14 protein-coding genes are annotated in these 16,034 nt (G+C 33.2%); 6 read left to right on the top strand and 8 right to left on the bottom strand.

The window, feature by feature from the left end; all coding sequences use genetic code 11:
• The first annotated feature begins 59 nt into the window (after positions 1-59).
• Together ACFPH8_RS06705 and ACFPH8_RS06700 are read left to right on the top strand one after the other, a co-directional pair.
• On the top strand, positions 60-1,520 hold the full coding sequence (locus ACFPH8_RS06705) for a TonB-dependent receptor (RefSeq protein WP_248399830.1): 1,461 nt from the start codon (positions 60-62) through the stop codon (positions 1,518-1,520).
• A gap of 12 nt (positions 1,521-1,532) precedes the next feature.
• On the top strand, positions 1,533-2,072 hold the full coding sequence (locus ACFPH8_RS06700) for a thioredoxin family protein (protein ID WP_376859538.1): 540 nt from the start codon (positions 1,533-1,535) through the stop codon (positions 2,070-2,072).
• An 82-nt stretch (positions 2,073-2,154) separates the two neighbouring features.
• On the opposite strand, the gene bcp is transcribed toward ACFPH8_RS06700, so the two are convergent.
• A complete protein-coding gene (gene bcp, locus ACFPH8_RS06695) occupies positions 2,155-2,607 on the bottom strand; it encodes a thioredoxin-dependent thiol peroxidase (RefSeq protein WP_376859536.1) in 453 nt (150 codons plus the stop codon).
• Positions 2,608-2,648: 41 nt separating this feature from the next.
• Between bcp and ACFPH8_RS06690 the strand changes: the two genes are divergently transcribed.
• Positions 2,649-3,308, top strand: coding sequence for an endonuclease III domain-containing protein (locus tag ACFPH8_RS06690; RefSeq protein ID WP_376859534.1), 660 nt, complete (start codon positions 2,649-2,651; stop codon positions 3,306-3,308).
• Between the two features lie 84 nt (positions 3,309-3,392).
• Here the strand turns inward: ACFPH8_RS06690 and ACFPH8_RS06685 are convergent, their stop codons facing one another.
• Together ACFPH8_RS06685 and ACFPH8_RS06680 are read right to left on the bottom strand one after the other, a co-directional pair.
• Positions 3,393-3,539, bottom strand: a complete 147-nt coding sequence (locus ACFPH8_RS06685; RefSeq protein WP_248399839.1) for a hypothetical protein — start codon at positions 3,537-3,539, stop codon at positions 3,393-3,395.
• A 59-nt stretch (positions 3,540-3,598) separates the two neighbouring features.
• Complete coding sequence (locus ACFPH8_RS06680) at positions 3,599-4,183, bottom strand: RNA polymerase sigma factor (protein ID WP_248399841.1); 585 nt, start codon at positions 4,181-4,183, stop codon at positions 3,599-3,601.
• Between the two features lie 237 nt (positions 4,184-4,420).
• On the opposite strand from ACFPH8_RS06680, the gene uvrA reads away from it, so the two are divergent.
• Positions 4,421-7,207, top strand: a complete 2,787-nt coding sequence (gene uvrA, locus ACFPH8_RS06675; RefSeq protein ID WP_376859531.1) for an excinuclease ABC subunit UvrA — start codon at positions 4,421-4,423, stop codon at positions 7,205-7,207.
• On the opposite strand, the gene ACFPH8_RS06670 is transcribed toward uvrA, so the two are convergent.
• Complete coding sequence (locus ACFPH8_RS06670) at positions 7,204-8,268, bottom strand: DUF3667 domain-containing protein (RefSeq protein WP_376859529.1); 1,065 nt, start codon at positions 8,266-8,268, stop codon at positions 7,204-7,206. The two genes, uvrA and ACFPH8_RS06670, sit on opposite strands and share 4 nt — an antisense overlap.
• Positions 8,269-8,436: 168 nt before the next feature.
• On the opposite strand from ACFPH8_RS06670, the gene ACFPH8_RS06665 reads away from it, so the two are divergent.
• Both ACFPH8_RS06665 and ACFPH8_RS06660 read left to right on the top strand, forming a co-directional pair.
• Positions 8,437-9,153, top strand: a complete 717-nt coding sequence (locus ACFPH8_RS06665; RefSeq protein ID WP_376859527.1) for a hypothetical protein — start codon at positions 8,437-8,439, stop codon at positions 9,151-9,153.
• 238 nt (positions 9,154-9,391) lie between these two features.
• Complete coding sequence (locus tag ACFPH8_RS06660) at positions 9,392-10,504, top strand: hypothetical protein (RefSeq protein WP_376859525.1); 1,113 nt, start codon at positions 9,392-9,394, stop codon at positions 10,502-10,504.
• A gap of 49 nt (positions 10,505-10,553) precedes the next feature.
• Here ACFPH8_RS06660 and ACFPH8_RS06655 read toward each other — a convergent pair whose 3' ends face one another.
• From ACFPH8_RS06655 to ACFPH8_RS06640, 4 genes are read right to left on the bottom strand one after another with little or no spacing between them, the layout of a single operon-like run.
• Positions 10,554-12,032 (bottom strand): lipopolysaccharide biosynthesis protein, encoded by a 1,479-nt coding sequence (locus ACFPH8_RS06655; protein WP_376859523.1) that lies wholly within the window; start codon positions 12,030-12,032, stop codon positions 10,554-10,556.
• Positions 12,033-13,337, bottom strand: a complete 1,305-nt coding sequence (locus ACFPH8_RS06650; RefSeq protein ID WP_376859521.1) for a glycosyltransferase family 4 protein — start codon at positions 13,335-13,337, stop codon at positions 12,033-12,035.
• Positions 13,312-15,723, bottom strand: a complete 2,412-nt coding sequence (locus tag ACFPH8_RS06645; protein ID WP_376859519.1) for a YfhO family protein — start codon at positions 15,721-15,723, stop codon at positions 13,312-13,314. The genes ACFPH8_RS06650 and ACFPH8_RS06645 overlap by 26 nt, the downstream gene beginning before the upstream one ends.
• Before the next feature lie 29 nt (positions 15,724-15,752).
• Positions 15,753-16,028: a DUF4834 family protein gene (locus ACFPH8_RS06640; RefSeq protein ID WP_248399865.1), complete on the bottom strand. Its 276-nt coding sequence runs from the start codon at positions 16,026-16,028 to the stop codon at positions 15,753-15,755.
• Positions 16,029-16,034: the final 6 nt, after the last annotated feature.

Raw genomic sequence — 16,034 nt, 5'->3', positions numbered from 1 at the left:
TTTTTTGTTTGACCACCCGTTTTAATACCTTTGTCACTTATAATTAATTGAAATTCCCAATGGAAATTAGCTTAAAAGGTGATAAAGAGTTTGATGAAATACCGTCATTAAACACCAAAGCACTCCGTATAAATTTAAATGAAAATATTTACGGAACATTTGCTGAAATTGGAGCTGGTCAAGAAACCGTGCGTCAGTTTTTTAGAGCTGGTGGAGCTTCTGGCACAATTGCTAAAGCCATGTCTGCTTATGATAAGGATTTTAGTGATGCCATTTATGGCATAGAAACCGATGGTCGTTATGTTACTGAAGCGCGTTTATTAAAAATGTTATATCATGAAATTGATTTAATGGAAAAACGCTTACCTCGTGATAAGCACCCTAATAAACTATTCTTTTCCTATGCCAATACGGTTGCTACAATAGATTTTGCTAAAAAATACAAAGGTCATGGTTGGGTAGGTATTCGTTATCAAATTGATCCCGATGAGCATGAGTATAACGAAATTTCATTGCATTTACGGTTTAAAGAAAACGACGCGCGTTTACAACAAGAAACACTGGGTATTTTAGGCACCAATTTAATTTATGGTGCTTTTTATAAGCATAATGAACCTAAAAAATTGCTCCGTTATTTATACGATCATTTAGATAAGGATCAACTAGAAATTGATACCATTAACTTTTCTGGTCCTGCATTTAAGGATGTGGATAACCGATTAATGAGTTTGCAATTAGTTAAAAATGGCATGACGGATGCCGTTATGTTTGCACCAGATGGTAATAATGTATTACCAGCACGTGTACTTTATAAGAAGAATATTTTAGCATTGCGCGGTAGTTTCAGACCTGTTACAAAAGTAAATATAGACATGTTTGAGAAATCTCACGCCATGTTTTTAAAAGAAAATAAAGTAGATCCTAATAAAACACAGGTTGTTTTTGAAATTACCCTATCTAATTTACGTGCAGAAGGTGAAATTGATGAGCAAGATTTTATGGATCGGGCCAAATTACTATGTTCATTAGGACACACAGTTTTAATTTCTAATTTCCAAGAGTATTATAAATTAGTAGAATATTTTTCACAATATACCAAGAGCCGTATGGGTTTAGCCATGGGTGTCAATAATTTGGTTGATATTTTTGACGAGAAATATTACCGCCATTTAAGTGGTGGTATTTTGGAAGCTTTTGGAAAATTGTTTTTCAAAGATTTACGTGTTTACCTCTACCCTATGCAGGATGAAAATGGCGAGCTTACCAATAGTGAAAACTTAAAAGTACATCCACGTATGAAAGAACTTTATAAGTTTTTCAAGTATAATGGTAAAGTTGTGGATATTACAGATTATGACAGTTCTGTTTTAAACGTGTTTTCAAGAAATGTTCTTAAAAAAATATCAGATGGTGAAGAAGGTTGGGAAACCATGTTGCCAGAAGGTGTTTCCAGATTAATTAAAGAAAAAAGTCTGTTTGGTTGTGAAACAGAAGAAATGATTCACCCAGATGATATATAAAAATCCATTTATATGAACCATAAATTAATAGTAATTCTGTTTTTCTGTTTTGGTATTTTCTTTACGTGTAAAGCACAAGTTGTGTCATCTGAAGCTGAAACAACTCCAAAAGATTTAGTTGGTGAAATTTCTAGATCTGAATTGGTTAGTAATTCCGTGTTTAACTTATGGTTTTCTGATAGTTTCGAAAATTATCAATTAGATAGCCAGACTATAGAAATGCTAAAGCGTATTCCAACTAAAAATTTAAGTTTTAAAATAATTATGGGCACTTGGTGTAGCGATAGTCAGCGTGATGTTCCGCGATTTGCTAGAATATTGGATGAATTACATATATCTGAAAGCGCCATTGATTACTACGCGTTAGATGCTAATAAATTATCACCAGAAAAAATTGAAGAAACCTATCATGTAAGTCACGTACCTACTTTTATTATTTATAAAAACGGTGAAGAACTGAATCGGATTGTTGAAATGTCTATTCGGACTTTAGAAGAAGACTTACTTATTATTCTTACAACTAACGACTATCAGCATATTTATGCGGATTAGTCCGTTTTAGCTTATGATTCTGAATAAAAATCATTTTTATATTATTTTAATAAAAGCGACCTAACAGGTCGCTTTTTAATTTTTAATCCAAAATCTGATCCGTATGCGCTTTGGTTTTTACCTTGGTAATAACATCTTCAATTAGTCCTTTTTCATCAATAATAAAGGTGGTTCTATGAATGCCATCATATTCCTTACCCATAAATTTCTTGGGTCCCCAAACGCCATAGGCTTCAATAACGGCTTTATCTTCATCGGCTAATAAGGGATAGGGAAAATCGTATTTATTTTTAAAATTTGATTGTCTTTTTTCGCTATCTGCACTAACGCCTAAAATATCATAACCTGCCTTTTGAAAACGGCTATAATTATCACTTAAATTACAAGCCTCCGCTGTACAACCTGGCGTGCTGGCTTTTGGATAGAAAAATAACACGAGTTTTTTACCTTTATAATCACTTAAAGAAATGCTATTTCCATCTTGGTCTTTTGCTGTAAAATCTGGTGCTTTATCTCCGGGTTTTAAATTTGTCATAGTATCTTTGTTTAAAATCAATTTCTGTAAAAATACAACTTATGACCAAGCAAGAAAAGGTAGATTTCGTTATAAAAACGTTAAAGGAACTGTATCCAACTATTCCAGTGCCTTTAGACCATAAAGATCCATATACCTTGCTGATTGCCGTTTTAATGTCGGCTCAAAGTACCGATGTTCGTGTTAACAAAATTACACCACTCCTTTTTGCAAAAGCCGATAATCCGTATGATATGATAAAACTTTCGGTTGAGGAAATCAGAGAAATTATCAAGCCTGTCGGTTTATCGCCCATGAAAAGTAAAGGAATCTATGGCTTATCTCATATATTAATTGATAAACATAATGGTGAAGTTCCGAGAACCTATGAAGAGCTTGAGGAGCTCCCTGCTGTTGGTCATAAAACGGCGGCTGTGGTATTATCGCAAGCGTTTGGTATTCCAGCGTTTCCAGTGGATACACATATTCATAGGCTTATGTACCGTTGGGGATTTACAAATGGTAAAAATGTGGTACAAACTGAAAAAGATGCCAAACGTTTATTTCCCGAGGAACTTTGGAACGATTTGCATTTACAGATAATTTGGTATGGCAGGGACTATTCACCTGCTCGTGGTTGGGATTTAAACAAAGATATTATTACTAAAGCAATAGGCAGAAAAACGGTGTTGAATGATTACTACTCTAAAAACAAAAAATAGAATATAGATCATTGAAAAAAAAGATTGCTGCCACTGCAGAAATGTAAAAAAAAGTCCTGAGACTAATCAGGACTTTTTCAAAGTTTAGTTGAGAAGCGCTTCAAACTTCATCTTATTACAATTTATAACACTTAAAGCCTTCGAATAATCAAGAAGAAATTTTACAGTTTCCTCTTTTGGGTTTAAATTAACTTGATTTTGAGGTTTCTTTTGAGAGTAAAGTTTTGCCATTAAAATTCATTTTTTTTGGTTTATACTCTACTTAACGCAACAAGTTAAAATATATTGTATCAATTAGTTAAAACTATATTATGTTTATCTATTATCTTTCTCATATTGATTAGTGCGTAACGCATTCTTCCTAAAGCTGTATTGATGCTAACACCTGTTTTTTCTGATATTTCTTTAAAACTCATGTCGTTATACATACGCATCATTAATACTTCTTTTTGATCTTCAGGTAATTCTTCAATCACACGACGCACATCATGTTCCACTTGGTCTTTAATTAAACTTCTTTCTGCATCTAAAGTACTATCACTTAAAACGGAAAAAATATTAAAATCACCCGTATTACTAAATTTAGGCATACGGTTGTTTTTTCGGAAATGGTCTATAACCAAATTATGAGAAATACGCATAACCCATGGTAAAAACTTCCCTTCCTCATTGTATTTACCCATTTTTAAAGTTTTAATAACTTTTATAAAGGTATCCTGAAAAATATCATCGGCAATATCCCGATCATAAACTTTTGAATAAATAAAACTGAAAATACGTTGTTTATGCCTATTGATTAAGACCTCAATAGCTTGCTCATTTCCCTGTATATAACTGGTAACCAAGGTAGCATCCGTGATAAGATTGTTTTGCATAATCATTACTTTTATACCAGAAAAAATCTGGTTTGGGGTTAAAAAGATATTATAAAGTAATGTTAAACGTATAGGCTACTCTTGTGATTTTTAGGTTTATAGAACCCAAATATAACAACATATCTTTTAAAAAAACAAACTTATTTTCATTTTTCACTAAAATAATTTGCAATACATTCTATTTTTTAATGGTATTTTGTTGTAGTATCTTTGCACAATTAATTCTGCCAATAGCTTATGAATACTAATATTTCCGAAGTCAACCCTAAAGAAAACATCATCATTAAGGGTGCTAAACTGCACAATTTAAAAAATATTGATGTCGTTATTCCTCGGAATAAATTGGTGGTAATTACAGGATTATCAGGATCCGGTAAATCAAGTTTAGCTTTTGATACACTTTATGCCGAAGGGCAAAGACGTTATGTAGAAAGCTTATCTAGTTATGCCAGACAGTTTTTGGGTCGTTTAAATAAACCTAAAGTAGACTATATTAAAGGTATTGCGCCAGCTATTGCCATAGAGCAGAAAGTAAATTCTACCAATCCTCGCTCTACTGTTGGAACAACAACGGAAATTTATGATTATTTAAAATTACTGTTTGCTAGAATTGGTAAAACCTATTCGCCTAAATCTGGTAAAGAGGTTAAAAAAGATACCGTTGCTGATGTTTTAAACCATATTAAAGCCTTTCCTGAAGGTGAAAAACTCCTCCTTCTCGCTCCTATTTTTTTGGAAAAAGACAGAACATTAGCCGATAAATTAAAAGTACTTAATCAACAAGGTTACGCCAGAATTAAAGTGAATGACTCTGTGGTGCGAATTGATGAGGCTTTTGATATAAATGAAAAACCGGAAAATATCTATTTGGTTGTAGATCGTGTCATTACCAAAAACGAAGAAGATTTTTACAACCGGTTAGCCGATGCTATTGAAACGGCCTTTTTTGAAGGAAAAGGGAATTGTTATATTGAATCACTTTCCACAAATACACAAGAACATTTTAGTAATAAATTTGAATTAGATGGTATTGATTTTTTAGAACCAAATGTTCATTTATTTAGTTTCAATAATCCGTATGGTGCTTGTCCAACCTGTGAGGGTTATGGCGATGTAATTGGAATTGATGAAGATTTGGTTATTCCAAATACGGGTTTATCCATTTATGAAAGCGCTGTATTTGCATGGCGCGGTGATAGTATGAGTTGGTATAAAGATCAGCTGGTTAATAATTCGCACAAATTCGATTTCCCTATACATAAACCTTATTATGATTTAACGCCTGACCAAAAACAATTAGTTTGGGATGGTAATGAATATTTTGAAGGCTTAAATAGCTTTTTTGCCGAATTAGAATCCAAAGCCTACAAAATTCAAAATCGGGTAATGCTTTCTAGATATCGTGGAAAAACAAAGTGTAAAACCTGTAAAGGAAAACGTTTACGTCCTGAAGCGGATTTTGTAAAAATTAGCAATGCCACCATTACCGATTTGGTAGACATGCCTTTGGATTCGTTAGCCGATTTCTTTAAAAACCTCGAATTAAATGCGCACGATACTCAAATAGCAAAGCGTTTATTAAAAGAAATAAACAACCGATTAAGTTTTTTGGATAATGTGGGCTTAAGTTATTTAACCCTCAACCGAAAATCCAATACACTTTCGGGTGGTGAAAGTCAGCGAATTAATTTAGCTACCAGTTTAGGAAGTAGTTTGGTTGGTTCCATGTACATTTTAGATGAGCCTAGTATTGGTTTACACCCAAAAGATACCGAACGTTTAATTGATGTTTTAAAAGCTTTGCGCGATTTAGGTAATACCGTAATTGTAGTAGAACATGATGAAGATATCATGCAAGCTGCAGATGAAATTATAGATATTGGCCCTGAAGCAGGCACATTTGGTGGTAACGTGGTTGCCACTGGAACGTTTCAGGATATTTTAAAATCGTCGTCTTTAACGGCACAATATTTAAATGGTGATTTGGAAATTAAAGTTCCTGAAAAAAGACGCACGTCTAAATATGCGGTTGAAATTATTGGCGCCAAAGAAAACAATTTAAAAAACATTGATGTCACACTCCCGCTTGGTATGCTAACCGTTGTAACAGGCGTTTCTGGAAGTGGAAAAAGTACACTGATTAAAAAAATTGTGTATCCTGCTTTACAAAAGAAAATAACGGACTTTGGTGATAAACCAGGGCAATTTTCGGAATTAAAAGGAAATTTCAATAATGTAAAACATATTGAATTTGTAGATCAAAACCCTATAGGAAGATCGTCACGTTCAAATCCGGTGACTTACATCAAGGCTTATGATGATATTCGCGCGCTTTTTGCGAGTCAGAAATTAAGTAACATTCGGAATTACCAACCCAAGCATTTTAGTTTTAATGTAGATGGTGGTCGTTGTGAAACCTGCAAAGGTGAAGGTGAAGTGACTATTGAAATGCAATTTATGGCAGATGTGCATTTAACCTGTGAAACTTGTAATGGAAAACGCTTTAAGAAAGAAGTATTAGAAGTTCTATTTGAAGGCAAATCTATTGATGATATATTAAACTTAACTATTGATGATGCCATTGATTTTTTCACGAAGACCGAACAGAAAAAAATTCAAACAAAACTACAACCCTTACAAGATGTTGGTTTGGGTTATGTAACACTAGGACAAAGCTCCTCTACCCTTTCTGGTGGTGAGGCTCAACGCATAAAATTAGCTACATTTTTAGGAAAAGGTAGTAAAAGTGATCAAGCCTTATTCATTTTTGATGAACCCACAACAGGTCTACATTTTCATGATATTCAGAAACTATTGAAATCCTTTTATGCCTTAATTGAAAAAGGCCATTCCATAATTGTAATTGAACATAATCTAGAATTGATTAAATGTGCCGATTATATTATTGATTTAGGACCAGAAGGTGGTGAACGTGGTGGTTATCTTATTGCTGAAGGTACGCCAGAAGAATTAGTTAAAAATAAAAAATCCATTACGGGTAAATACCTTAAAGAAAAGCTTTAATAATATAAAAAAGCAAAAAACCCCAAGAAAAAAGTTATTGGAAATAATAAAGTGAAAAATATAAAAACAATGACGTTACACTTTATAAAACTCAAAAACCACCCTTGTTTATAAAACCGCTTTAATGCAATAAAAAGGTATATAAATGTGAATAACATAACCAAAAAGGTCAACCAACCAGGGAATCCTTCCCAAATAAAATTACAAAGTAAAAGAATACTAAACACCGTGAACAAATAGGCAAAGAAGTAAAAACTAAAAACCAAGTGAATAGCGTACGTGCCTTTTTTAAAATAGAAAAGTTTAAGTAAGAGTGCAAAAATTGGCAGTAGGAAAAACATAGCAAACGGAAGCGTATCATAAAAGCGTTTTAATATAGAACCACCACTTTTAGTTTTAAAAAACTTGAGCGCTTGCTCATAAGAACGTTTTTTTAAATATCCAGCATCTTCCTCAAGTCCCATGTGCTTATAAATGGTTTCATTGGATGCGCCTATTCTAATTAATGAATCAATTTCTGTTTGATTAAAACCAAAATTAAACACTGGCTTTGTGCTCTCTCCTTTTTTTATAATAGAATCTAAATTTTTAAGTTCTTTATTTGAAATGCCCATTTTCTCATGTTTTTCTAAATAGGGTTTCATATAATTTTCAAGTTGTAAAGAATCTACAGGTTTTAATGTTAAAGAATCCACTACCACTTTAGCTTGCTCAAAACTTTTCTCCATAGATGAATCAATGGTTTCTGCTTGTTTATTAGCAACAAATGAGAACAAGAAGAAAAATACAACCGACATAAACAAATACAATTGTGCCGGATGTAAATACAGCAGTCGTTTGCCTTCTAAAAAACGTTGGGCTAAATAGCCCGGTTTAAACATTAAGGGGATAAAACTTTTAAAGAATCTAGCATCTACTGAAAAGTAGTTACTTATAGTATTACTAAATAGTACACCTAACGTAATGTTATCTTTAGATTTTTGCCCACAATTTGGACAGAACTTATAGTCCTCATTAAAAGATTCTTCACAGTTTTTACAGGTGTATTTTGTAGTTGGCATATATGAAAAAGTTGGTACAGATAAAAGTAAATAAATTATTCGTCTTTAACACTTATATATATTCCTGAATGTCAATAAGTTATTATTTTGGCACGACAATTGAATACTATTTATAACATAGCGAAAGCCGAAAAGCTTATGAGTAGGCATAATCAAAATCCTAATACGATGAAAAAACAAGTACTTTTAATTACAGCTTTGTTAATAGGATTAACAACTGTAACAGCAAACACAAATCGGTCTGTTTCTACAGCTGATGATTTAGTAATTTTGAACCCTAGCTATGCGCAGCCAATTATTTTTATAGAACGTGGCATTGAATTCATGATTTTTCCAAATGGTAGTTTTGACTTCAATACAAATGCGAATTCACAGGCAAGTCACTTTGAAAGTAATTATTACTATAGGAGTTCAACACATACAAAACGGGGTTCTGTAAATATTACCTATGGTGCACCTGCAACCAATAACCGCGTACGATATGCAGCTCCAAGAAATCAAGGTGTCATTGTAACGCATGATGCCAACGGACAAGTAAGACGAATTGGGAATGTATTTATTAATTACGACCGCAACGGAAAAATTAAACGTGCTGGCTCAATCTATATGAGTTATAACCGAAATGGCTTGTTAAAACAAGTAGGCGGATTACATATTAATTATAACCATTGGGGCGAAATTATTAGTCAACATGGTTTTGTAAGTCCATTTAGTAATATGTGTCACCTATGTGGTATATATGGCTGTACTATAAATCATGGCTCTACAAATACACATTCTGATTATAATTATAATGACCATAATTCAGAAGATTTCTATTACTACAGAAAAGACAAAACAGATAATTCTAAAATAAAAACGCAGCCATTAAAGCGGAAAAGATAAGTTTTAGTTAGTTAGTTTGTTAGTTAGTGAAAAATCCCAAGTAATCCGAAAACGATTATTTGGGATTTTTGTTTTTTCATGAGTTGTTCAATTAGTAGAAATTATAAACACCAACCTTTCAATTCTAAAGTTCTAATTAAATTTTAATTCATTGAATATCACCAGCTTACTAGTTATGTAAGTATTTTGGCACGTTGTTTGTTTTATTACAAATGAGTTTAATTAATACACAACAATTATGAAACAGTTAGCATTTTTACTTTCGATACTATTTGTGTCAAGTACAGCAGTCATGGCCAATACAAACGATATACCAGACCAAAAACCTTATGAAATAAACAATAGCGGATTTGGTAATGGGAATAATTTCATTTTTGTTGAAGGCGGAATCGAGTTTTCGTTATTTCCGGATGGGCAATTTGATTTTCATATGCCGAATTACACGAATAATGTGAATGTAACCGTTAATACACCCAATGTAAGCATTAGTTTTAATACAGGTTATGATTATAATGGCTTTGTACAATACGATGAGTTTGGTGCCATAATTCAAATTGAACATGTTCTTGTTTATTATGATTATTACGGTCGTGTAACTCGTGTTGGAGATGTGAACATGCGCTACAATAGTTTTGGTTATTTGGTGAGTGTTGGCGGTATGTATGTTCATTATAATAGATATAACCAATTCACGTACTGTACAGGTTTTATCAACCCTTATAACCGCATTTATGTATATAGACCTTGGCACAGGTATTACCGCGTTCCGGCTTACGATTATTGCGTAGTTTATAAAAGGCCATACAGACAGCATTACACACCTGTTCGTTATAGTTATTCTACACCCTTCACCAATAATTACAGACGTACGAGTGCCGTTGCTAGTCGAAGAGGCAATACTATAACTAGGCGTTCCGAATTAGCAACAAGAACACCAAATAGACGTGGAAACTCGGTTTCACAACAAGCTCCTAGAAGTAGAAATAATGCGGTGCAGCAATCGCCTAGAAGTCGAGCTAATGAGACTTCCGTTAGAGGAAATACAAACTCAAGACGTTCTAATACTTTGAAAACAAATGGTAATGCACGAAGTAAAACCGAAGCAAGCTCAAAACCAAGAACTCGTAGCAATAGTAAGGCAAGTACAAGAACTAACAATAGAAAAGTTTCTGCGTACGGCTCAAGGGAAAACAGTACAAGGAAAAGTACTAGCTCTAGAACCCAATCTAAACGGGTAAATAAAAAAAATCAGGCATATAAAAAACCAACGGCTCCTAAATCTCGTACATATAGTAAAGAAAGAAAAACTACTAGTAATTCCAGACAATCGGACACTAGTCGAAGAAGATAAAAATTTTGGTTGGTTAGTAAGAAAGTCCTGCGATTTGTATGCCTCAAAGCTACATCGTGGGATTTTCTCTTTTAATACGTTTGATGATGTTATTGATGAGCTGGGTAATATCTTCAGAAAAATGCATAGTATAAACAACCGTTCCATAAAAGGCAGTTAATAAAAAAGATTTTAATCCAATATTAATTATGGGGTGCCATGGAAAATCCCAGAAATAAAATATACCTAGACTCACAAGTAAGAGAACTAAAACTTTAACGGTATTCCAGGTAAATGGTTGCATTTTCAATTTAACATTTACAAACCATAGTTTTGCAATATTGTACAATAATATAGCTAAAAAAGTTGCAAAAGCAGCGCCATTTATGCCATATATAGGAATAAACACCATGTTTAGAAGAACGGTTAGTACAGCTAAAAATACACCCAAAACAAGAACCATTCGGTAATAATCACTATTAAATAAAATAGCATTGTTATTCCCTAATAAACTATCGGTTAGTTTAGAGAGACTTATTATAAAAACAACCAGAATTCCATCCGCATAGTTTTCATTAATAAAATTATATAATTCATTAATATTTAAGATAATAAGCAGGAAAATAAACCCACTAATTATAAATAAACTCAACGAGCTTTTTTTGTATAATTTATCTAACTCTGTTCTGTTTCTTTCATTCAAAAATTTAGCCGTTAGCGGACTAATTATCTGATGCATAGAGCGGCTAGGTACACCAATTACTGACGCAATATAAATAGCTACACCATAGTAAGCTACATATTCAATAGCTACATATCTATTCAACATAAACTTATCCACTTCCAAAATAACATTAGCAACGGAACCTGCTATAATTATAAGTGAAGTATATTTTAAAACAGATGAAAGATTTGGGATTTTAACCATGTTAAAGGACGGAAACCGCAAACTAAACGCGTATAACTTCATGATAACCACACGAATAATATAAATACCTGTTATACTATAAATAAGTTGCTCAACATCTATAAAACCAAGATACAAGCAGAACAATAAAATCATGGTTCCAGCTCTATGAAAAACTTCCTTCATGAAATTTCCAAAAACACTTTGCATTTGCACTCTAGACCAAGCATAAAACACTTCAAAATAAGAAAAAGCAACGGCCGAAATAAAAATGAGCCAAACATAATCTACAACTATGACATTCGTTCCAGCTAACCATGTGCTAATACCATTAAAAGCAAAAAAACCAATAATGGCTGTGGGAATAATAATTGCTAATGGTAAAAACAACATGAGTATTAAAAATCCATTCTGTGTTTGTCGCGTTTTATAAGTTGAATAGAATTTTATAAGCGTATTGTGGACGCCAAATGCTAAAATAGGCATCATAACATTGGCTGTAGAAAAGATATAAGTAATTAAACCGAAATATTCGTCACTTATAAATTCAGTAAATAAAAACAACACATTTATGGCACCCAATCCAAAACCTAGATAGGTGATAATTGTATTTTTTATAGACTGACTGGTTACGATTCCCATTTAAAATAATTCGGATAATGATTTGGTTAATGCTTTTCTACTATATTTTTGTAATCCAATTCCATGCGCTTGTAAACTTCCTCTTTTAAACGAATCATAATGCAATTCTATTTGCATCTTTAAAGCGTTATAATCATCATATTTAAAATAGCTACCTGTATTCGTTTCTTTTAAAATAGATGCTACGTCTGATCCTTCAGGACCTATTGCAATTGTAGGTCTTTCGGAAACCATATATTCAAATAGTTTCCCAGGAATTATACAACGTGTATCCGGCGAATCTATTTCAATTAACAACAATACTTGTGAATTTTTTTGAAATCTAACTGCTTCTTCATGTGATACATAACCAACTTCATTTATATAATGACTTAAGCCATACGAATCTATAGATTGCAACACATCTTCACTCACAAAACCGACTAAATTCAATTTGAAGTCTGTTGCGAAATTTGGTTTTTCAGCAATCAAATCGCTTAAGGCCTGCCATAATATTTTCGGATTTCGTTTGGATAGTAAGGAACCAATATGTGCTAATGTAAATTGCGCATCCAATTCAGGTTTGGCTACTTGATTAACATCATAGCCATTAGTAATTACCGAAATTGGCTGGTTTGTTTTTTCTTCAAATTCTGCTTTGGTAACATGACTTGTCACTATAATGCGATCGGCACTTCTTAAAACATCTTGCTCTAATTTCTTATGCTTGTTTTCAGCACCTTTGGTAAGCTTTAATTGTTTATGGTAGCCAATGGTTGTCCAAGGATCTCGGAAGTCCGCTAGCCAAGTTAAGTGTAGTTTCCTTTTTAGTTCCAAACCAATTAAATGTAAACTATGTGGTGGACCTGTTGTTATAATGGTGTCTATCCCTTCTGCTTTAATATAACTAGATAAATAGGCTACAGAAGGTTTCACCCAACGCTTCCGCGCATCTGGAATAAAGAAATTACCGCGAATAAAAAGTAAAGCTTGCTCTAAAGCTGTTTGTTTATCATCATTGGTAATAATGCCTTTGCTGATTGTTGTTGTTTTCTTTTTTGAAAACAAACCAGCTAATTTATAAGGTTCTGAAATAGGTTGTTTAATGATGGTTACCGAATCAGGAATTTCGGATAGTAAGCTATCATCAACAATGGGATAATTAGGATTTTCTGGAATATATACTACAGGCTCTATATTAAAATCTGGTAAGTATTTTACAAATTTTAACCAACGCTGCACACCTGGACCTCCTGCTGGTGGCCAATAGTATGTAACGATAAGAACCTTTTTGCGCACACTAGTCTGTTTTTCGTTTAAATCCATAAAACAAGCCACCTAAACATAATAATGCAAAAACAACAGAACTTGCTAAAGCAATAGTGCTACCTGTTTGTATTACTTCTGGTTCAAACTTAAATTCAATTGTATGTTTTCCGGCCGGAATATTCATGGCGCGTAGTACATAATTAACACGTGTATATGGCATTAATTCGCCATCTATATAGGCATTCCAACCATGATTATAATATATTTCAGAAAACACAGCAAAACCATCTACAGCGGATTCCGATTGGTATTTAATATAGTTTGGTTTATATATTTCTACTTGGATCTTTGCCGATGAATCTATAGGAAATGTTTTGCTTTCTAATCCTTTCATCGAGGTAATTGCAATTTGCTTCGTATTTAAACTATCAAGCTTTAATATTTCAATATTCGGATCATTAACCTGTTCTAAACTGCGAATAAACCAAGCGTTTCCATTGGCATCCGTATTTGTGTATGGGAATATATTATCATCATCATCTTGCGCTATAATATACTTGGCATTTAGCATATTCAACACATTAATGTTGTTTTGTGAAATATGAAAATCATACAACTCATTAAAACGCTTCAACTTTGCAGCGTGGTAGCCTGAAATTGAATTATGGAAATACGACGCTCTTGCGCCACCTGATGTTAAATCTAAAACTCTAAAATGTTCAGGGTCTTTCAAAATCGCTAAATCCGCAGCATTAGCTTGATACGGCTTGTTTACTTGAACGGATGAAACAAAATTATCATTATTTACATAGCGTCTATCTACTCCAACCAAATCGAAAACTATTAAACCTGCAAAAATGAATATGACTATTTTTTCAGATAGTTTCTCCTTAATAAACATAAAGATCGTTCCTGCTGAAAGTAGCACTAAAATTAAGGTTCGTAAGGTGTCTTGTGTAAAAAATGCTTTTCTGTCTTTTATAACAGCATCAATAAATTGAGGGCCATAATTCTGACGGTACAACCCATCATTAGCACCAACAAAATTAAATAAAGACGATTTAAAGAGTAAAAATACCACAGCTAATCCCGCAGTAATCATAGCCGTATATTTTAAAGCATTTAGCTTTTCTTCTTGTTTTTCAAGTGGATTAAATAACCGTACCAACCCGAAAATAGCTAATATTGGAATACACAATTCTAAAATAACTTGAATAGAACTTACTGCTCTAAACTTATTATACATAGGTACAAAATCAATAAAGAAATCGGTTAAAAACCCGAGATTCTTCCCATAGGATAATAATAGTGATAATACGGTTCCGCCAACTAACCACCATTTCAAGCGGCCTTTCACTAAAAACAAGGCCAGAACAAACAAAAATATAACCACTGCTCCAACATATGCTGGTGCTTCAACTATGGTTTGATTTCCCCAATATGTTGGCGTTTGTTTAACTTCTTGCATAGCCTGAAGTGGCGTGGCACCAAGAGTAAGGTAAAAATCATAAGTAGCGGAATCTTTCCCGACGTCTTCATAACTTCCACCACCTAAAAATCGAGGAATATATAAATTAAAAGTTTCTAAAAGTCCGTAGCTGTATTCTGTTATGTAAGCTTTATCTAAACCAGTTGTAACTTCTTTAGGCGAACCATCAGGATTAATGGTTAAATCACTTTGACTGCGCGTACTTTCTGCCGCATATTCTTGGGTAGCAAGGATATTGGTAGCATTTAATCCAATAGCCAAAATCACAGCAGCTACCAAGATGCCCACAGATTTAAAATAATGCGGTAGCATTTTTTTCTTATACGCATCTACCAAATATGCAATACCAATTACCAGCACTAAAAACATCAAATAATAGGTCATTTGAAAGTGATTGGCTACCAACTCTAAAGCCATAGCAACAGCAGTTAATAAAAACCCTGCAATGTATTGTTTCCGAAATGTGAGAATGATGCCGCTTAAAACTAAAGGCATGTAGGCAATAGCGTGTGCTTTACTATTATGGCCCACTCCTAATATGATAATTAAATAGGTGGAAAAACCAAAAGCCAAGGCACCTAAAGCCGCTAATTTGAAATCGACCTTTAATGTCAATAACAATATGTAAAACCCTATAAAATAGAGAAATAAGTAATCGGCTGGTCTGGGTAAAAAGCGTAAGGTTAAATCGAGCTGTTTAATGTAATTATGAGGGTATTTTGCACCTAATTGATACGTTGGCATACCACCAAAAGCACTATTAGTCCAATATGTTTCGTCTCCAGTGTCTGCTTTAAAGTCCTTTTGCTGTTTGGACATACCAATATACTGCTTTATATCGCTTTGGTAAATTTCTTTACCTTTTAAAACAGGACTAAAATAAGCTAATGAAATACAAATAAAGCCTACTAAAACAAGAATATGAGGCAGGCATTTTTTTATTGAAAATTGCATGAAATTGGATTAATCAATGAAGGCGAAAATTAATCAATTTCTTCGTAATCTACATATTCGCCAACGTTTTTATTTGAAGTATTTGATTGAGGAACTTTATCAATAACCGTTTCACCTTCCTTTTTAGTAGGTTCTTGCGGTTGTCTCTGATTAAATTGTTGTCCGAATTTTGCTTCCGCTTTTTTAGCTACATAGCGCATTAATGCAGGTGCAAACAAACGCGATAAAATTTTCATCCCGTACCAAACTAATAATATGATTAAAATTGTTTTAATTAAGCCCATAAATGATGCGTGTTGAAGCATATCACT

The organism is Bizionia hallyeonensis (assembly GCF_042657385.1).
In the GTDB taxonomy this organism is placed as follows: Bacteria; Bacteroidota; Bacteroidia; order Flavobacteriales; family Flavobacteriaceae; genus Algorimicrobium; species Algorimicrobium hallyeonense.
The sequence above is the reverse complement of the archived record's forward strand: the minus strand, read 5'-3'. Positions and strand labels throughout refer to the sequence as shown.